11 protein-coding genes and 3 pseudogenes are annotated in these 18958 nt (G+C 58.4%); 5 read left to right on the forward strand and 9 right to left on the reverse strand.

What is annotated here, in order from left to right; translation table 11 throughout:
* The first annotated feature begins 343 nt into the window (after window positions 1-343).
* Window positions 344-1081: an adenylate/guanylate cyclase domain-containing protein gene (locus tag IVA92_RS33080; RefSeq protein WP_247276748.1), complete on the forward strand. Its 738-nt coding sequence runs from the start codon at window positions 344-346 to the stop codon at window positions 1079-1081.
* Between the two features lie 275 nt (window positions 1082-1356).
* Here IVA92_RS33080 and IVA92_RS33085 read toward each other — a convergent pair whose 3' ends face one another.
* Complete coding sequence (locus IVA92_RS33085) at window positions 1357-2754, reverse strand: IS1380 family transposase (RefSeq protein WP_247276749.1); 1398 nt, start codon at window positions 2752-2754, stop codon at window positions 1357-1359.
* Window positions 2755-3183: 429 nt separating this feature from the next.
* Here IVA92_RS33085 and IVA92_RS33090 point away from each other — a divergent pair, with 429 nt between their 5' ends.
* Window positions 3184-3513, forward strand: a complete 330-nt coding sequence (locus IVA92_RS33090) for a hypothetical protein (RefSeq protein WP_247276750.1) — start codon at window positions 3184-3186, stop codon at window positions 3511-3513.
* 241 nt (window positions 3514-3754) lie between these two features.
* On the opposite strand, the gene IVA92_RS33095 is transcribed toward IVA92_RS33090, so the two are convergent.
* The 7 genes and pseudogenes from IVA92_RS33095 to IVA92_RS33125 form a co-directional block, all read right to left on the reverse strand.
* Entirely contained in the window at window positions 3755-4072 is a 318-nt protein-coding gene (locus IVA92_RS33095) for a hypothetical protein (protein WP_247276751.1), read from the reverse strand.
* Window positions 4069-4269, reverse strand: coding sequence for a hypothetical protein (locus tag IVA92_RS33100; RefSeq protein ID WP_247276752.1), 201 nt, complete (start codon window positions 4267-4269; stop codon window positions 4069-4071). The genes IVA92_RS33095 and IVA92_RS33100 overlap by 4 nt, the downstream gene beginning before the upstream one ends.
* 289 nt (window positions 4270-4558) lie before the next feature.
* A pseudogene (locus IVA92_RS33105) lies at window positions 4559-5290 on the reverse strand (SOS response-associated peptidase family protein).
* A gap of 379 nt (window positions 5291-5669) precedes the next feature.
* Window positions 5670-5934, reverse strand: a pseudogene (locus IVA92_RS33110) (hypothetical protein).
* Window positions 5935-6507: 573 nt separating this feature from the next.
* Window positions 6508-6768: pseudogene (locus tag IVA92_RS33115) on the reverse strand (NYN domain-containing protein); the annotation flags it as partial.
* A 97-nt stretch (window positions 6769-6865) separates the two neighbouring features.
* Complete coding sequence (locus IVA92_RS33120) at window positions 6866-7954, reverse strand: PAS domain-containing protein (protein ID WP_247276753.1); 1089 nt, start codon at window positions 7952-7954, stop codon at window positions 6866-6868.
* A gap of 1053 nt (window positions 7955-9007) precedes the next feature.
* On the reverse strand, window positions 9008-9640 hold the full coding sequence (locus IVA92_RS33125) for an NYN domain-containing protein (RefSeq protein ID WP_247276771.1): 633 nt from the start codon (window positions 9638-9640) through the stop codon (window positions 9008-9010).
* A gap of 645 nt (window positions 9641-10285) precedes the next feature.
* Between IVA92_RS33125 and IVA92_RS33130 the strand changes: the two genes are divergently transcribed.
* The 3 genes from IVA92_RS33130 to IVA92_RS33140 all read left to right on the forward strand — a co-directional run bounded on the left by IVA92_RS33130 (window position 10286) and on the right by IVA92_RS33140 (window position 14951).
* Window positions 10286-13552 carry an AMP-binding protein gene (locus IVA92_RS33130; RefSeq protein WP_256464963.1) on the forward strand — a complete coding sequence of 1089 codons (3267 nt, stop codon included), beginning with the start codon at window positions 10286-10288 and terminating at the stop codon, window positions 13550-13552.
* A gap of 169 nt (window positions 13553-13721) precedes the next feature.
* Window positions 13722-13907 (forward strand): hypothetical protein, encoded by a 186-nt coding sequence (locus tag IVA92_RS33135; RefSeq protein WP_247276755.1) that lies wholly within the window; start codon window positions 13722-13724, stop codon window positions 13905-13907.
* A 282-nt stretch (window positions 13908-14189) separates the two neighbouring features.
* Window positions 14190-14951 (forward strand): class I SAM-dependent methyltransferase, encoded by a 762-nt coding sequence (locus IVA92_RS33140; RefSeq protein WP_249797036.1) that lies wholly within the window; start codon window positions 14190-14192, stop codon window positions 14949-14951.
* Between the two features lie 300 nt (window positions 14952-15251).
* Here the strand turns inward: IVA92_RS33140 and IVA92_RS33145 are convergent, their stop codons facing one another.
* Window positions 15252-18587, reverse strand: a complete 3336-nt coding sequence (locus IVA92_RS33145; RefSeq protein WP_247276757.1) for an adenylate/guanylate cyclase domain-containing protein — start codon at window positions 18585-18587, stop codon at window positions 15252-15254.
* Window positions 18588-18958: the final 371 nt, after the last annotated feature.

Consider the following 18958-nt stretch of genomic DNA (forward strand, 5'->3'; position numbering starts at 1 on the left):
GTTTGCGTTTACGAGGTCCAAACGGCGCGCGTGACGAGTTCATCCTCGCAGCCACCGCCCAAAACCTTCGAAAGATGGCCAAGCTGATCCCGATGCCCAGGCCGAGGCTCGCATAGAGGCGGTTGAGCAGTTCGGCCAAGTCGCGACGGAGCTAAATACTGCCGGCCTTTTTCAACAGAATCGGCCAACACCGGAAATCGCCAGGCAGTTTGCTCCTCGTACTTGGTGCCAGCTCGCGAGTTCCGTATGGCAAAGAGACGCTGGTTTAAGCCCCGCTTCCCTTGCTCGCGCCTGATCCCGATTGTAGGATGAGACCACTGCACCCTCGTGGATCACGATTGAAATGGCAGCGTCGCAGCGTTCGAGAATCTGCAAGGGGTGCTGGGAGCAGATGCATCTGCCGGTGCCACTTCACGGGGTGCTCTCAGCCCCATTTCGTGCGTTCGGCGTTCGGCCGAGCCGAATGAACCCCAACACCTGTACCATCTGCGAGTTAATGTTTACGAAGGTGATGAGAGCCCGCAAGATCACCATCGACGCGACCATCATGTTTGCGGATCTGCGAGGTTACACCAGTCTGTCCCAGTCCCACTCACCGGATGCCGTTTCGGGGCTCCTCGACGCATTCTATGATGAAAGTGCAAGCGCCATCTGGGAGCATGAGGGGCTTCTCAACAAAACCATTGGGGACGCGGTGATGGCCGTCTTCAATTTCCCTATGAAACGTGATGACCATGCCAGAAATGCCGTGCTTGCGGCGCGCGAGATCCAGAAGAACTGGCGCACCAAGCGCGAGATTCTTGCAAAAGCGCACGGCCTGACCGTCAACGAACTGGGAATCGGCATTGGTATCCATTCAGGAAAGGTCAGCTTTGGGGAGTTCGGTCGGTCTCACCGAGACCTGACCGCAATCGGTACCGTCGTAAACACCGCCTCCCGTGCGCAGTCGGTAGCCGAAGCCGACCAGATTCTGGTAACGCAGGCGGTTTATCAGCGCGCCCAGGCAGATTTGACGGGCAGTCATGGAAAGCGCTTCCAGCTCAAAGGGTTCGAGGACCCGATAGAGCTTTACGCCGCATAACATCCAGCTAAGTCACCAGTCGATCAAAGTGATTGTCAGTCCACGGAACGTGACTAAGCCTCTGCCCTCGCGTGTGCCCCAAGGACTGCGCTTTTGGGATGGAGAGCCTAGCCCGCATTTCTCACACGGCCGATAGCTGTGCGACGGAGGATAGAAGGTCTAGCGAAGGCGATGAGGAGCCGTTGCGCTGGAGGCGCGGGTGGCGATTTGGCTTTGAGTGTCTCCTTTGGACCTGTTGGTGATGCCGCCGATTGAGCGCGTCGCAGCTTCGCGTGTCAGGTGGGTGCGGCGCGGGCCTTGGCGGTTTCGGCCAGGCGGCGGGCCACGTGTCCCCATTCCTGGGCGGCTGGGCAGGCCGAAGCCATGGCGATTTTGATGCGGCGGACGCTGATGCGCACCAGTGCGCCGATCTTGAGGAGCTTGAGGCGGATGGTGCCACAGGTGGCGTCGGCAAAAGTGGTTTCGGCAAGGCCGATGCGCCGCAGAGCACAGATCAGCACATAGGCCATTGCGGCGAACCACAGCCGCAGTTGGTTGGCGCGCATGGTCGCCGCCGACGTCCGGTCGGCATAGAGGTCGAGCTGGCACTCCTTGATGCGGTTTTCCATGTCGCCGCGGGCGCAGTAAATGTCTTCGTAGAGCTGTCGCGCGCCCGCCTCGGCCCGCTTGAGCGAGGTCACGACGAAGCGCGGATTGGCTTCGCCTTTTGTCCACTCCGCCTTGGCGACGACGCGGCGCCTTCGGCTCCAGGTGCCGAGCGTGCTCCATTGGAAGTCCTTGAAGCGGCGCGCCGGTCGGTCGGTCTTCTCGGCCGCAGCGCGAGCCGTGGCAAGCTCCTCTTCGATCATGGCGACCAGGCGCGTGTTGCGGGCGAGCCCGAACAGGTAGTCCACGCGGTTCTGCTCGCACCACGCCATCAGCGCCTCGCGCGCAAAGCCTGAGTCCGCCCGCAGCAGGATGCGCACGAACGGCCAGCGGGCGCGGATCTGCCGGACAATCCGCTCGACCTCCGCGACGCTGCCCGCGCTGGCGTCGATATCGGAGGGTCGCAGCTTGGCTGCCAACAGATGCCGGCCACAGAACACGTACAGCGGCAGATAGCAGTAGCAGTCGTAGTAGCCGTGGAAGAAGCGTCCCTCCTGATGGCCGTGTAGCGGGTCGTCGGTGGCGTCAAGATCGAGGATGATCTGCGCCGGCGGTCGCTCGTGGGCCTCCAGGAACAGCATCACCGGCAGCGCCTCGATCGCCGCCGCGTCATAGGCAATCTTGTGATAGCGCGACGGCTCGCTGCGGCTCAGCTCCAGCCGGTTCAGCGTCGACTTGCCGGCCACCGGTGCGCAGTCCTGCCGCCGGGCCGCAAGCTTGCCCGCCAGCACCGCCATCAGCGGATCGTGCCGCAGTTCATCATGGTCGTTGAGATCTTCGTAGCCGAGCGCAATGCCAAAGACCCGCTGTCCGATCAACGTCCCGACCGCATGCTCGATCAGGTCCGCGCGGCGATGATCGCGAAAGCAAGCTGCAAAGCGCCCCACCGGATCGATCGCTCGATCGGTGGCGCCCAGAAGCAGCGCTCCAGCATCCGACGTCACCAGCCCAGCATCAAAGGCCGCTTCCACAGCCCGGCCTTCCACCACTCCAAAATCAAAACGTTCTGCGCTACACTCTGTCGGCATCGGGGCATTCCTTGAATCATCGCAAAGTCCTTCTCGCAAAAGAACTTTCGCTGATTCGCGCCCCGATGCGCCTCAATACTGTGAGAAATGCGGGCTAGCAGTTTGTCGCGGCGTTGTGATGACGTGAATATCAACAGGCATTGTGGAAGAGGTAGCCGTGCGTCAGCGCGGGATGTCTGGGTTGGGTCACATGCTGAAGCGAAGAGACTTCACGGACGTAATCCGCTCTCCACCTGAAAGCAGACGGTCGTTGGATGGTCGGGCGAGGCAGCTAGGGGCCAAAAGCTGGCGTCTAATCGGTAGGTCATGGCCTGTCCTGAGCCAATCCCCGTCTGATCCGGCAGCCCTTTTGAAAATAGCAATCCGGACCACGAACCTCGGGAAAGGTGGCGCGTTTAGCCGGATGGGGCGCCGCACTGGAGAAGAAGCATGCGAACCGTAACTCTCGCGATGATTGTAGTTGCCGGAAGCGCAATTGCCTTCCAAGCAACCGCGCAACAGCAAAAGGCCGCGCCTAGTGAGCAAACCAAAGACGAGATGCACACTGATGTGGACAAAGGGGTCAAGACGAGCGAGCCTAACGAGCAGATGCAGCGCGACGCAGATAAAGGGGCCAAGACACGCAATTCAGGCGCGTCCGGATACGTGGCCGACCAAGACAAGCCGGGCGCCTCTGCGCATCCCCCGGGCCAACCGGGGAGTGAGCAGACGAGTGGTTCGGGCAGCCAGACCGGCGGCTCTTCGAAACAAAGCCGCTAGTAATCGCTTTGGCCGACCTCGCGCTTACCTTGCGCGACTCGTAATAAGGAGCCAAGGGCAGCGTCGGGTCATTCGCGTCGGTTTGGCCGGGCGCCGCCGACTTCCGCACTACCCCTACAAACAGCTATCAACCGGGGGCAACTCCGCCCCGTGTGGTCGTTCAGGTCGGCCGCATTCTATGGCTAGCACGACACGACCATCCGGCGAACGCTGGCAAATGCGGGGGCGTTCCTAGCCGACGTTAGTTCATGTTGCGGCGGAGCTTTGCGGCAATAGCCCACTGATCAGCGGCGTACCCGCGGCTGGCCGCGCGTGCTTCCTGTACCCGGGATGGGTCAGGAGGCGGGAGAGGCTTTTGGACCGGCTCGGGGTGGATGTCATCTTGTGCGAGCTGAGCCGTAAGCCATCTTAGGACGAGCTCCTCAGCGACTGGCAGTCTGTTCTCGCAGATTGCTGTCGCGATGGCCTCGATCTGCTCGGCAATGCGGGCGCGAATGGCGGTTTTGCGGCCTTGTTGATCCATGCGCACGTTCTTTTCCCAAGGAGGCTTATCGGTCATTTGAGCGGCTGGAGGCCCGGCGAACTCACCCAGTCATTAAGATGGGAGGCGGTTTCGGCGATGCCGGCCTTCTTCAGGAGCGCATCCCGGTCAGGTCCGTGCGGCAGCTGCTCCGCTTGCTCGCGAATACCATTAGCCCACGCCGCGAGCCGATCTCCAAGGGTGGTTTGTTGCTTGAAAAGACGCCGACTGGACATGCCGCTGCTCCCTATTGATGGGCGGGCGTTCTCATCACCGATAGATGCCAAGGGTACCGCAGTGATGGATGTTAACGTTTCACCAACGAAACAGTTGCGTCACTTAAATTCGGACTGGAGCACCCCAAAAGACACTCGGGCAGTACCTCCTTGAGCATGAGGACAATTTAGCGACCCAGAACTTTCCTGACCGGGCAATTGCCGGCCGAACGTCTGTTGAGGGTCCACCAGCAGACCTATCTTGTTTGATCTGAGGATGTCAGCTTCATCGCCAGAAGCCTACCTCGCTTTATTCAGACCAGGCGACCGGCGCGGGATCTTCCTTTACGCCGAGGGCGACAATCTGGAGGGCGCCGTCCTGAAGCGGTCGCTGCAGCTTAAGGGCTCATCCATAGGCGCCCTCATCCAAGTGTCTATCTCGTCAGGCGCCCGCAGGATAGCTGGCATCCCCTTGGGGTGAATGGCACCGACGTCGGCGTTAGGCTCCGTCGTCAAGAATGCGTAGAGATCGTTCGTGGTCTCGCCTTCCTTGCCCTTCCGGACCGACATCCACTCGGTCCAGATTCCGGCGAAGCAGGCGAGCGGGCGGGTCTCGTCGAGCGCGAACGAGATGTCGCCGCCCTCGGCCTTGTTGAACTCGCTGAAGCTGTTGATCGGCACCGACGCAGCGGTTCTCGATGCCGAGCCATCGGGTCCACTGTTTGCTCTTCACGTTGCGGATGTTGGTGGTCCCGGAATCTGGCTCCATCTGGAGCAATTCCTTGAAATCGACTTCCTTGCCTTTGGCTTGCAGCTTCTCCGCCCGTTGCCTAGTCGCGTCCATGAGAGCCTTCGAAGACGACGGCATGCCCCAGCGCGCGATCGCGAGCTCCTGGCCGTGGACGCCCGTCCGGACGACCGGCGCCTTGTAGTCGGGGAAGACACCAGGCATCGGCGCTAGATTGCCAACGTATCGGTTGACGACTCTGAAGAGAGCGCTGATTGCTTCCTGGTTTGTGGTGACGGAATACAGATTGCACATTTCAGTCAAACTCGGCGCCCGGGATTGCGATAGCTTTGCCCAACGCGGTCAGCATCTGTCCCTTTGCAGGCCTCTTCGCATCGTTGTCGGGGAAGCAGGACGTAATTACCAGATCTAGCCAGGGCGAGAATAGCGTTAGCCCGGCCCGGCTTCGCGTCAATCATTTTCGTCGCATCTGTGCGTGATCGTTTTACCATCCGGGATTATATTTCAGGCCATGGACGTCGAGTACGACCCCGAGGCGTTTGCGGCGATGAAGCTCGCCGCCGAAGCCGATGGAGCCGAACGGCAGAGATGGATAACGCCGCACTGGCGTGGATCGAACTCACTCGCCTGCGCGTGCCGCTCGGTCGCGAGCACTGGGGAGAGAAGAGGCTGTCTAGTCGGCCTCGGAGGGGCACTCCGGGCACGTGTCTCCGATCGAATTCATCCCTAACTTCGGCTACGGCCTCCGCCTGCGAGAGGCTCCGCGGTGCCTCTTGGCGGCCCAGTTCGAGCGCACGTTCCCGCGCGTGCGGATCGGCGCGATCCTGCATCCAGCCGTGTTCCTCGCATTCCTTGATGGCGCCGGCCTCTTGCAGCACCGAGATCGCCCATCCGCGTAGCGCCCGGATCGCCGGCCGTCTTTCCTTCGTCATCAGCATCGAGATCGTTCCTGCGGGGACCCACGACCGCCAAGCAGGTATCCTCGGGGCCTGACTGGATGTGGTTAATCGATGCTGGTGAACCGGGACGACAAGCGCGCCTGCTTTCGTGCAGCGGCACCGACTGGACGATAGCGCTCCTCTTGGAGGCTGAAGCAGCGCTGAAGAACCGCCAGAACCAGTGAAGGAGTAGAAAAGTGGCGGAGACTGTGTGGCTATCTCTTTTTGCAACCTTTAAGTTGCCGCACTGGCTGATGATCGTAGGAGCGCTGCTAGTAGCGATCGGCTGCATTGGCGCCCTCGTCAAGGAGGAAAATAGAGGAAGTGATTCCTCTCCAGACCAGCCGATCGATACTCCGCGCCCGCAGGTGCCGCCCCCACCAAATCGCCTTAGTTTGGGAGAAGAGAAGCAGGTGCGAAGGCCGCCAGCGTGAACCGGCGGGCCGTCACAATCCTTGGCACGGTCATTGCCAGGCTAAGTGCAACTGGGATTTCATTGATAATGAAACGCTGCCGGCGGTGCCGTTGCTCGATATGCGTCCGCTCCGGTTTTTGTCAGGCGCGTTGCAGTTCCCGGGGGAGCGGCCGTTCGGACGGATCGCGGCCGAGCTTGGATTGAAGCTCGACGAGGTCGGTGAAGACGTCGCCCTGGCGGCGCAGTTCGTCAGCGATCATGGGGTTCTGGCTGGCAATGGTGGAGATCGCCGTGCCGCGCGCGCCGCGGCGCCGCACCGCCGCGACCATGGAACGGAAGTCGCTGTCACCGGAGAACAGGACTATCTCGTCGATGTGCTCGGCGAGCTCCATTGCGTTCACCGCGAGCTCGATGTCCATCTTGCGACTCGCCTTTGGTGTAGAACTACTGGGTTCTGAATCGCGCTACTGTAAAGGTCGAATTAGCGGCATCGCACATTCATGAGGGATCGCGTCGTCACTTCTTCGGAACGAGGTTCGACAACATCATCACCAACTCAGCTTGGCGATTTGTCCCTGTCTTCATAAAAACATACTTTAATTGATTGCGCAGGGTCTGCTTAGAAAGTCCTCGCTCTGCCGCAAAACTGTCCAAGTTCTTGCCGCTCCCAAGAGCTACTGCCAGCCGCGATTCTGCGTCCGTTAGCTCGAAGACCTCGCGCAGAGTCTTCATACCCGCTGACTGCTGCAGGTCAGTGTCGGAGATAACTAATACTGCGTGGAAGAGAGAAAGGGGAGAGTCAGTTAGACCAGAAAGCCTCATTGGGTAGATGACGAGTCGGCCACCTGAAACTTTTTGCAGAACTATGGGTGCGCTAGTGAAGGCTTCAAGGCTCCAGAACATAGCTCTGATGGCGTTATGTAGGAGTTCATTTGATTTCGGGTCCTGGCAGCGAATGCGCCCTGCTGAAATCTGCAGATCCATTCCGATTAATCGCTCCGCAGCTGAATTGACCCGAACCACCTGGCCCGATCGGTCCAGCAGCAGTGCCGCGCGATCAGAGAAATCGAAGGCGTTTAGCGCGGATTCGCCTTTTGCCATGCCTAGCGCTGCGGATGTCTGAACGACCGAATCCAAGCTGTTGGCCAGATTGGAAAGAGCTCGTAGTTCACTTGCGGAGTAGGTGTCTTGGTCCGGAGTCCTTTGCAGACTCAAATTCCATACCAGATCCCCCCGGCCAATCCTGACGCCTGCCCAACCGCTGAGATTACAGGCCCGAAGGAATTCCTGATAGAATGGCGAACGCTTGCGTTCGTCTAATGGCATGCAGTCGTCGTCCGTTGCCACCCCATTCGCCAGGAACGTGGCCTTCCCGCGGTAGCGCTCATCGCGGGTTTGCCATCCATCCTTGACGTAAACATTTGCGCTACGTTCCATTGAAGGAGTTGCAGCAACGATTGGCAATGCTCCGACGACTGGTAACAGTACCGCACCATACGAGCCGGTGCATTCCGCCGCTGTCTCCAATGCGTATGTCCAGAGAGAGGGATCGATCGCGGCGGCGGCCAAAACGCCGCTTAGTCGGTGCAGATCAATCGGTTCCATCTACCATTCCGACGTTCCTGGAATGTGCCGCAGCACCTCGAAAAGCATAGCCCAATTGGGCCATGCTGCCTCAGGAGTTTTGCATTATCAAGGGGTTGGCCGCCGTGTGGTCCCCACTTTCGCAAGGTAGCAAAATGACCATCATGGAAGCTGGCCAGCCTCCTACAGGCCATGTCGCGATTGCACCTCTAGGCATTGTGGCAATGCGGGCTGGTCCGCTGTTCACGGCGTCCGTAAGAAAAAAGACTTCCGCCTTTCATTGAGCGCGTATCGTGAACAATTACGTACACAACTCCTGTCGACCAAGTGTTCTGCCAACCTTTGATATCGACGTTCAACGCAAGGGACGACGCTGGGGATGGTTTATTCGGACAAGCGCAGGGGAGTGCTTACTCAATGGCCGAGAGCGCAGTCGTGCCGAGGCGAGATATAAGGCTGCGCGAGCGCTGTTTCAGCTGTTGGCTTCTCTACCGTACCAGAAAAGCACTCAAAGAACCCTCACGCGCCCAGAGACCAAATAAGCGCTCTTTTGCAAAAGACACGAGAAAAGCAACGTCGAAGAAGAAATGCAAATACAACCTAGGTGCGTTGCGGAGCGTATACCGGGCCGGCAGCGTCTGCCCATCAGGTGCATTGCGGGCCCACCACGGAGACGGGGCTAGCTTTCAAATCCAGCTATTTTCCACGTATGGACCGAACAGGAGTAGATTCGTGGCGCTGGCAATCCATGATTGGGAGGGCATTCATGCCTAACCTCGGCCTACGGATCAGTCCACCCACTGTTGCAACTATTAGCGATTGCCCCCAACGCAAGATGGAGTCGATCCGCACGACCATGTGGCGACTTCGTGCGAACTTCAGAATGTTCCAGTCGGCCCACGCTTCGCCGAGAACGAGGCGGCGAGTCGGACGGCAAGTTGGTCGGCGTACTGCTGATCATGCTCGGCATGCTCTCGATATTAAGCTCGAGCCGCTCGCTTCGGCGCGCGGTCATTTTGCGCTTCAGAAGACCAGGGCCACGGTCATAGCAGCCTCGGGATCACACGAGCAGTCTCAGTCCTCGAGCACACTATCATTTCCCTTGAGGCCTGGGGTGGTCTCACGCTCTAGGACCGCGTGCGGGCGATAGCGCGACTCGCGCTCACGGAGTGCGGGCCTTTCAGACGGATTCCGACCAACCTTACCTTTGAGTTCCGTAAGATCGGTGAACACGTCGGCCTGACGGCGCAGCTCGTCGGCGATCATTGTCGGCTGACCCGCGATGGTGGACACCACGGTAACGCGGACTCCGCGCCGCTGCACTGCTGCAACCAGTGAGCGGAAGTCTCCATCACCCGAGAACAGCACCATCTCGTCCATGTGCCCTGCGAGCTCCATGGCATCAACTGCAAGCTCGATGTCCATGTTGCCCTTGACCTTGCGGCGGCCAGAAGCGTCGATGAACTCCTTGGTGGCCTTGGTGACGACGCTATAGCCGTTGTAGTCCAGCCAGTCGATCAGCGGGCGGATCGACGAGAATTCCTGATCCTCGATAACGGCCGTGTAGTAAAACGCTTTCAGCAGCGTCCCGCGACTTTGAAACTCACTCAGCAGCCGCTTGTAATCGATATCGAAGTTGAGCGACTTGGCAGTGGCGTAGAGATTGGCTCCATCGATGAAGAGCGCAATCTTGCTAGGAGATGACATGACGGATGGTCTCTGGGCCAAGTGCCATGCTGCGGGCTCGTTCATGTGATCCCGCCAACCAGACGACACTTCAAATTTTCATCGAAGCTTGATCTCACAAGACTATACCGTATTCCTTTAACCTTCAAACAGATTTGTCAGACGCTGGATTAATTCGCAAGCATCGTCCGAAGGTGCAAGCCGCAGGTATTGGTGAAGCATGTGCGCCCGGGCGATTTGGTCAGCGCTATCGACTGTCCTCGTCCGCGAGTTCTTTTCGCAGTGCAATCGTGAGCACGACCAACTCTTGCGCTTCCGTAGGGGACTAGCACGCGCCCGAGATATCATTCGCGGCCTCTCACGTATGGACTACGGCCGCTGCGATTCCTCGCTGTCAACTCTTGGCGAGTTCGGATGAACTGGCTGTGCCAGAGGTCGAGGGGCAAAACGGCACCCAACTATGGGGTGTCTTTGGGCCATGAATGATATATCCTCTGTCATCCAGAGGCGGAGTCGGAGTGGAAATTGGTGGCTTGAGCGACTGTATTGGGCATCGCGCCGTTTCGAAGGACTTTTGCTCTGCGGCCGATTTCAAAATGCCGCTTTAGTTCGAGCAGTGATTCGAGATCCAGGTATTCATAGACACGAACTAGTCGTCCATCTGAAATGGAGGCGGGTTTGTCGAAGTTCATTGAGAAGGTAAAGGATATAGCTTCGCGGGAGAGCGTAACTACGACGACGTTTGCTTGTCTCTACGACCTCCTCTTACATCACGGACGACAGGCGCCCGACCGATACGCAATATTGGCTCCCGGGTGCCTCCCAATGACATATGGTGCATTGTCGTTGCTGACCCATGATGTCGTGCGCGCGTTGCGCAGTGCGGGAGTGAGCCGAACCGACAGGGTCGCGGTGGTCTTGCCAAACGGACCCGAAGCTGCCGTGGCGATGGTGACGCTTGCCGTAGGTGCCGTATGTGTGCCACTCAGCCCAGACTTCACCTATGATGAATACAAGCGTTACTTCGCTGATCTGGACGTGGCAGCGCTATTGGCCCACGCTGATCCGACCTCGGCCTGCCGTCGCGCCGCGAGTTCGTTGGGTATACGCATCATCGACGTTGTGACTCGTCCGGGCGAGGGGGCTGGCGCATTCCATATTGTTAGTCAGAGAGAACCGCCTAATGATCAGTTAGCGTCCTCTTCCGACGATGCGTTCATTCTTTTGACGTCCGGCAGCACGTCGCGGCCGAAGATGGTGCCTCTGACCCACGCAAGCGTCTGTCTCTCAGCCCGCAACGTCGGTGTGAATCTAGAACTTGGACCGCGAGACCGCCTTCTGAGCGTATTACCTCTCTTCCACGGGCACGGTTTGATCTCGGGTGTTCTGGCCGGCTTGACGGCCGGCTCCAGCGTGGTTTGCACGCCCGGCTTTGATCCAACAGCGTTCTTTGGCTGGCTTCGAAAGTTTCGACCAACCTGGTACACGGCCGTACCCGCAGTCCATCAGGCGATTTTGCGCGAGGCAATTCTGCACAAACAAGCCGCGCGCCGATCCTCCCTGAGGCTCATTCGCTCGGCCTCAACATCTCTTGCGCGCGACGCGCTTAGCGAATTGGAGGCCTTATTTGGCGTCCCGGTAATCGATACCTACGGCATGACCGAGGCCGCAACTCAAATTACGGCAAATCCATTACACCGGCGAAAGCTGGGTTCAGTCGGTCGGCCGGCAGGACCTGAGATCGCGATCGTCGATAGTGAGGGGCGACGATTGCCGGCGGGCAAACGTGGAGAAATCGAGCTGCAGGGTCCCACGATAACCAGACGGTACCACAACGATGCCGCAGCAACCGCGTCCGCATTTCGCAAAAACTGGTTTCGAACTGGCGACATCGGGTACTTTGACGAAGAGGGCTATCTCTTCATCGTCGGTCGGATCAAAGAGATTATCCACAAGGGAGGACAGAAAGTGGCGCCCGCCGAAGTGGAGGAGGCGTTGCTGAGCCATCCAGATGTGATCGACGCCGCCGTTTTCCCGGTACCTCATGAGAGGCTTGGGGCCGAGGTGGCTGCCGCCGTAGTCTTAAGTCGCGACGCCGAGGTTAGTGCGCAGAAGCTGCGAGACTTCGCCCGCAAACTTCTGAGTGGATTCAAGGTTCCGGGCGTCATCCATATCGTCTCGGAAATACCTAAGGGCGCGGGGGGAAAGATAAATCGAGGTCAACTTGCGGCCGCGTTATCGGCAATTCAGCCGAGTACCGACCAGCGTGGAGCAGACATGGTCGCCCCACGTTCGGAATTGGAGTGTCAACTCGCGGGAATCTGGGCAGAAATCCTGGGTAGCGACCAGGTCGAAATAGACCAAGATATCTTTGCCCTAGGCATCGATTCACTTGCCATGGCGCAAATGATCCTGCGTCTGGAAGAGCGTTTCGGGGTTCAAGTGTCCTTCGAGGATATCTTCAGCGCGCCGACCGTTACTGCGCTGGCGAACCGCGTTGAGACATTACGAAAGGGTTCAGGGGAGACGATCCGGCGCATTCCCACTATAGAAGCGGCGGATTGCGCAAAAGCAGATGGCCCACAACCCGTGTCGATTGTGCAAGAGCGTATGTTGCGAGTCGAACGCAAACTCCCCGGACTGCCGCAGTTTAATCTGCCTTTCGCCTATCGGCTGCAAGGAGCACTTGATGTTCCCGCGCTAAGGCAGAGCCTTGGCAGCATGGTGCGCCGGCATGCTTGCCTGCGCACGGCATTTCATTGGCGGAATGAGGCGCCCACCGCCGTCGTGGCGCCGGACGTCGATGTCGAATGGATCTTGAGCATGAAGAACTTGGCAATGCGATCGGGTCCCCGAAGTGCTCGAGCAAAGGAACTCCAGCTCACAAGAGCGAAGCTGGAAGTTCAGCAAGCCACCTTGGAACCGATCGACATGACGCGAGCGCCATTATTTCGCGCGCACCTCTTTAGGCTCGACACGAACGACCATATCCTGCTTTTTGTCGTGCATGACATCATCGTCGACGGGTGGTCGATGGTGGTCTTTATGGAGGAGCTTTCCGAACTCTATTCCGCCTCGGTGAGTGGCAGGAAATCGAAGCTGCCCGAGCCTGAGCTTCAGTTTTCCGAGTTTGCGCGTTGGCAACGTCAGTGGTGCACTGGCATTGCGGCAGATAAACAGTACGCATATTGGAAGGAGCGTCTGAACAAAGTCTCACTCCTATTTAACCCCCCCAAGATCAACGTTGTTGGCGAACTGACGGCGCGCATTATCGAAAGACCATTTCAGCTGTCCGATGAGTTGGTTGTACGCCTGCGAGACTTCTGCCGTAGCCAAGGTGTAACCCTGTTCATGACCTTGCTGGCGGTATTCAAGACGCTCTTGGTGCTGCGAAGCGGATGCAGCGATATCTGCGTGGCTACGCTGATGGCAAATCGCGGGCAGCTCGCGAGGGAAAGCGTAATCGGACCGTTTGCAAACACCACGCTGCTACGGACGCAAATTGACGCGAGTCTAACCTTTGTCGACGCGGTCCATCGCGTACGCGAGACGGTAGTTGCAGCGCACGCAATGCAGGAGCTCCCCTTTGATGTCATTGCCGCACGATTAGCGAAGGAAACGGACCTGAGACCGGCAACACTCGTGCGAATCTATTTCGTTCTTCAGGTTGCGTTTCGCCGGTCACCCAAGTTGCGGGATTTGACGGCGCAACCGTTCACTTTTCAAAAAGCGCGTACTGCAATGCCGATCGATTGCGCCTGGCTTTCGATGGCTCTCCAAGAGAGCCCGACGGGTATCAAAGGAATTTGCGCGCTTAAAAAGGATTTGTTCGCCCCAAACGCCGACCGGGACTGGATTGCGGATTACCTGGCTGTCGTAGCCAAAGCAGTAGCAAACCCTGACAGGGAGCTTGGCAGACTGTGTGATTTTTGAATGCGCGCTGCCGTTCTGGCCGTCGTGATTGGCACTCCTGGCCAACTTCGATGCCGGTAGTAAAGAGCTCGGGCGGCTCAGGCTTGATTATCCACTGGAGAGCGTCGACACTCAGTCGTGGGAGGTTGAGTGTGCTAGTTGATTGAACTTGATAGAGAGAGGCGAAGCAATGTGTGCTTTTCTTATAGATTTGGTCGATCTGGACAATCTAACCGAAGCCAAACGGAAGGCTCTGGTGAAAGGTCTGCAGCGAGAAAGAAAAGCTCTCCAATCGCAACTAGAAGAAGCGAGTCGAGCGCTTAAGGAACTCGATCGCTCGATCAAAGTCGCCGAGCGAAAATCGAAACGTCGCTGAACAGGCTGCCTTTTCGTACTTCGAGTGTTTCATCGCCTCCAGCATGGCACGACGGGCTACCGTTAGCCGCCGTGGTGGTCGGGACGAAACGAGCGACTTTCCAATTCGTCGGATAGATCACCTTCTGGCGGCCGCGAAAAGCCGGGTGGTCATGTACGTCATTTTCAATATTGGCGAGCGTTACTCGTGACAACCGCGCCATATCGGCTCGATATCAGAAACTCGACGTTCCCACCTTCGAGCGGCGAACGGTACGAGTTGCAAATGGGGCGCCACAGCCGGATGCTCGCCCCCTTCTTCATAGCATTCGCAGCGTCTTCTGCGAAAGGAAGAGTGCTTGACGTGGGCTGCGGAACTGGCCACCTCGCCGTGGAGCTTGCAAGGAACCCCGGGTTCACGTCCATCGAGGCGCTCGATCTTTCGGATTCCTATATTGCCTACGCCAAGGCAAGGGAAGCAGACCCCCGCATTAATTTCCAGACGGCAGATGCGTGCAACATTCCGTTTGCCGATAACACCTTTGATCTCACACTATCGATGCTGGTGCTAGCGTTCATCCCCGAGCCGCAACGCGCGATACGCGAAATGGTGCGCGTGACGAGACCCGGCGGAACGGTTTCAGCCTGCATGTGGGACTTGCGCGGTGGTCTCGTCTTCGGCCGCATGTTTTGGGACACGGCAGCCGTCCTCGATGCGAAAGCGGCATATTTGCGCGCCAAGGCCTTGTCTCGGCCCATTACTCGTCAAGGAGGTATCGCAGGTGAATTGAAGCACGCAGGGCTCCAAAATGTGCAGGAAACCGCGCTCACAATCACGATGAACTTTGTCAACTTTGATGATTTTTGGACTCCCTTAGACGGTGGCGACGGTATGTTCGCGACTTATGTGGCGGCGTTCGACGTGAGTAAAAGACAATTCAAGAAGGCGCTGCGTCTTGCCTATCTCGACGGATCTCCCGATGGTCCTCGCACTTATTTCGCAAGTGCTTGGGCTGCGCGCGGTACGTGCCCGCGGTACGCCGAAGATTGCGCGGAAGTGGTTTAACGCTCTGAGGTCGCGTCGGCAAGCCGCCGACGAGCGATGATCGAGGCGGCATGAAGCGCGCCCACCCCAACCGTGATGACACGATCGCAATGGCCGCGGGCATGATGCCGAGCGCACCCGCGGTCGGCGCCAGCCCGCAGGCGACCGAGCTCGCAACCTGCACCCCGCCGCAGAGCAAAAGCGCGGGCTGGATTCCTTCGGCGCAGAACGTCTGCGATGCCAGCGATCCCGGCGGCCTGATAGGCTGGAGATGGCACCATGTGAGCTATGGTGCGATCCAACCTCAAAGACGGCTTTCGATCACGCAGGCGGCACGTCCAGCATGCGTTGTACCTGCTCAAATTCAGGTACTTCGTGGCCGATTCTTTGGCTGGACAGTGCAAGAAGCAGCTCGCGCGCAGCGCGATCTCGGTCTGTTGCTCGATAGAGCCGTGCCAGCGAGATCGTGGCGAGAAGCTCAAAAGTTCTTGTTTTTTGAATCCGGGCAATTTCAATTGCTTTTATGAGAGCTCTTTCTGCCTCAGCATTGTGGGACCCTCCACCACGTAACAAAAACTTGGCCCGGATTCGATGCATCTCTGAATCAAACCAGCGCTCGCCGCTCCGGTGAGTCTCTGCGAGTTGCTCGTCGAGGAGCTTGAGCCCGATGTCCGTCCGACCAGATTGCGTCTCTAACTCTGAGAGCAATGTCTGAATCAATGGCTCGAGCAGACGATACTGCAACCTCCTCAACATCGACAGGCCATCACGGACTCCGGCCTCACCATCGGGATCACCTCCGTGCCAGCGGGACCAGCCGAAGAAGAATGTGCTGTCTGCTATGCGTACGGGAACACTATGTTCGCGGGCGAGGTCCAGAATGGTCTTGGCATGCGACCTGACGTCGATCTCATTGCGCCGCATACTCGCGAGGATGCACGCAACGTGATGCGACACCATAACGCTCGGAACGTGCCCAATCTCTTTAGAAAGGGTAAGGGCCTGCTGCATGATGCGCTCAGCCTGACGGACCTCCCCCATCGGCCAAAGCACCGTGGCGAGGCGCGACATGGCGATTACGCCGGGATCGTAACCAAACACCTCGGCAAGAGCAGAGTCTCTATTGCGATCGTACACGTCTACGGCTCTCTCGAGATGCATGCGTGCGGCGGGGTAATCGCCCCGGAACCATTGCGTCACTCCGAACACGCAGTGCGCCACGCCGACTTCGCCAGGCGTCGAAACACTTTGCACGTCGGATAAAAATGCCTCGGCAACCTCCTCCATGGGTGCAAGATCCGCGCGCGAAAAGCTTCCCGCCCACATGCCAAAGTAAGCGGGGAATCTTGCGGAAATTTCTTCGACTGAAGCCGCTAGTGCTCGTGCTTCGGCAAAAACCGTGACTGTCTCGGTTAGACCGGTCCCTCGACCATGAAACAGGGCGTAAGCGTAGGCGGTATGGACCCGCAGTCGCGGCAATCGAAGCTCCGGGCTGTCATGCAACGCCGCGTACAACTTCAATGATTTTCTGTAGTGATCGATTGCTTCGCTATAAGCTGAGCGGCGCGTCGCGAATTCTCCCGCTTTTCCCCACCATTCAGCGGCAACTTCATTGAGCCCTGCGTTTGAAAAATGGTGGGCTATGACCTCCGGTTGGGTGTCGATGGCCGTTGGGAAATGATCGCGCAAGGCTTCGGCAATGTTCTGGTGGATAGTTTGCCGCCGCCCCTTGAGCAGGCTCTCATATGCAGCATCTTGGATGAGCGCGTGTTTGAAGATGTAGATCGCGTCCGGCATCTCGCCGCGGCGAAAGATAAGCTGTGCTTGCTCTAGCTGGAAGAGACCGTTTCTCAACGTCGCATCATCGTGCCTGGTCAAAGCGCGCAGTAACGAGTAAGAAAATTCGCGTCCGATCGCAGCACCCAGCTGGGCAATCTCCTTCACAGCTGCAAGGTGGTCGAGCCTTGCCATGAGCGAGTCGCGCAAAGTTGTTGGTATGGCCAATGGGGCGATACCCTTGCCACTTTCGGCCGGCATACCGCCCTCGAGTACTGCCTTAGTTAATTCTTCGATAAACAACGGATTCCCGTCAGTCTTGGCGACGATCTGATCAACGACCTCAGGCGCCAGTAGAGCTCCGGCAGATACCTGTGAGATGATTTCTTCCACGTGGGAGCGCTCTAGACGAGCGAGAGTCAAGGCCGTGACGTTCGATAGACCTTCCCACGGCGCATGAAATTCCGGCCTCGACGTGAGAACGGCAAGAATCTGCAGATGACGTAGACGATCTACAGCTAGGTCAATCAACTCCATTGAGCTGGCATCGGCCCATTGAGCGTCCTCAAAGATCCAAAGAAGAGGCGTCTTTTCCGATAGAAACTCCAGGTGATCTAAAAGCGCTGCGAAGGTCTGCCGTCGCTGCTGTTTTGGTGTCAACTTGAAGGCCGGATAGTGCCCGGTGGTGGGAATGGAAAGCAGCGCTGCGATTAGTGGAACTGCTCTTGTCGCCTTCGCGCTGGTCGCGAAGGCTTGGCCAATTTTGTCCAGTCGTTCAGAGATGGTATCGCGCGATTGGATCCCGGCGGCGCGCTCGATTTGAACGATGAAGGGACGAAGCGCGCTGTCGGTGTGCTGAGGCGAGCAAAAATGGCGCAGGGACGTGTGCGGCTCTCCTGCGAGCTCTTCCAGCAACGCTGCGGTGAGGCGTGATTTGCCGATTCCGGCTTCACCAGAAAGCAGCACCACCTGTCCTTCGCCGCTCTTGGCCCGTGTCCAGGATTGCAGGAGCTGTTGAAGCTCTTCCTGCCGTCCAACCAGGGAATTCAGGGTGCCCGGATGCATCGCCTCGAAGCGGCTCTCGACAGCACTTGCACACACGACCGCGAACGCCCGTACCGTCCCCGGGATACCCTTGAGTTCTCGTGACCCAAGATCCTGCAGCTCAAAGAGATTACCAAGAAGCCGACGGGTGCTTTCAGCGATGACCAGTGTGTTGGGCGCGGCGAGTGTTTGGAGGCGTGCCGCTAGGTTTGGCGTCTCGCCGATAATCTCGTGCTTCTGCTCTTGGCCTGACCCGACAATATCCCCGACTACTACCGTTCCAGTGGCGGCGCCAATCCGCACCAGCAAGCGCGCTGGTGCTGGTAGCAATGCAAGTGCATCAATCAATGCGAGGGCGGCCCGCACTGCACGCTCAGCGTCATCCTCATGAGCCTGCGGGTAGCCGAAATAGATCAATGCGCCATCACCCAGATATCTGGCGACAAACCCTCCAAAGCGGCGCACGTTCTCGGCGACGCAGCGCTGATAAGCCGAAATTATCTCCCGAAGGTCCTCAGGGTCCATGCGGGCGGAGAGCGCCGTCGAGTCCACGAGGTCCGAGAACATCACAGTGATCTGGCGGCGCTCGGCGGTATCTTGGGCCGCTTCTTTGGCTAGCCGAGGAGCGCCAGATAGCGGCGTTGGGATGCTCGCTTCACCGCGCAAGGCCGCGATCGCGTCGAGCAGCTTTCGGCGGTTTCCTACTGATCCGACACCGAGATCCTTCAAGTCCTCGGCCGTCAGACTCGGCAGGACCGTGTCGTCGATCTCATTCTGGCGGAATGTCGCCTCATATTGCTCGAGGCCGAGTCTCCGCAACCAACCTTTGACGTCCATGATGCGCCCAGGTCTGCCTCAAGCTGGATGATCTCTCAATGGAGACCACCTGTCTAGTATAGCTTGGCCCAGACCCGATAGGTCAGGAGAGATCCATCCAGCTCTGAGACCGTCCATTGAGGCTGTTGGAGCTCGGTTAGCCAGGATTCGGTGTCACAAGCAGCAGCTGGGCACTGCACACCGAAGTACGGCCGACAATTGGACGTCGAGGCGGTCATCTGATCAGGAATGCGCGGCCATAGTGCTGGGGGCCGTGGCCCCGCCTTACAGCTGAACGTGCGCAAACTGGCATCGACCACCGTCTCAGGGTACCACTCGTAAAAGGTCACGAAGGTGGCGCCGTAACACCGGTAATTGCAAGGCAACCGGCA

The sequence above is a fragment of the Bradyrhizobium sp. 154 genome (assembly GCF_023073875.1).
Taxonomy (GTDB): Bacteria; Pseudomonadota; Alphaproteobacteria; order Rhizobiales; family Xanthobacteraceae; genus Bradyrhizobium.

Coding starts and splice junctions, on each gene's coding strand:
- IVA92_RS33080 (WP_247276748.1), top strand. CDS start 344: ATGGCAGCGTCGCAGCGTTCGAGAATCTGCAAGGGGTGCTGGGAGCAG.
- IVA92_RS33085 (WP_247276749.1), bottom strand. CDS start 2,754: ATGCCGACAGAGTGTAGCGCAGAACGTTTTGATTTTGGAGTGGTGGAA.
- IVA92_RS33090 (WP_247276750.1), top strand. CDS start 3,184: ATGCGAACCGTAACTCTCGCGATGATTGTAGTTGCCGGAAGCGCAATT.
- IVA92_RS33095 (WP_247276751.1), bottom strand. CDS start 4,072: ATGACCGATAAGCCTCCTTGGGAAAAGAACGTGCGCATGGATCAACAA.
- IVA92_RS33100 (WP_247276752.1), bottom strand. CDS start 4,269: ATGTCCAGTCGGCGTCTTTTCAAGCAACAAACCACCCTTGGAGATCGG.
- IVA92_RS33120 (WP_247276753.1), bottom strand. CDS start 7,954: ATGGAACCGATTGATCTGCACCGACTAAGCGGCGTTTTGGCCGCCGCC.
- IVA92_RS33125 (WP_247276771.1), bottom strand. CDS start 9,640: ATGTCATCTCCTAGCAAGATTGCGCTCTTCATCGATGGAGCCAATCTC.
- IVA92_RS33130 (WP_256464963.1), top strand. CDS start 10,286: ATGGAGGCGGGTTTGTCGAAGTTCATTGAGAAGGTAAAGGATATAGCT.
- IVA92_RS33135 (WP_247276755.1), top strand. CDS start 13,722: ATGTGTGCTTTTCTTATAGATTTGGTCGATCTGGACAATCTAACCGAA.
- IVA92_RS33140 (WP_249797036.1), top strand. CDS start 14,190: ATGCTCGCCCCCTTCTTCATAGCATTCGCAGCGTCTTCTGCGAAAGGA.
- IVA92_RS33145 (WP_247276757.1), bottom strand. CDS start 18,587: ATGGACGTCAAAGGTTGGTTGCGGAGACTCGGCCTCGAGCAATATGAG.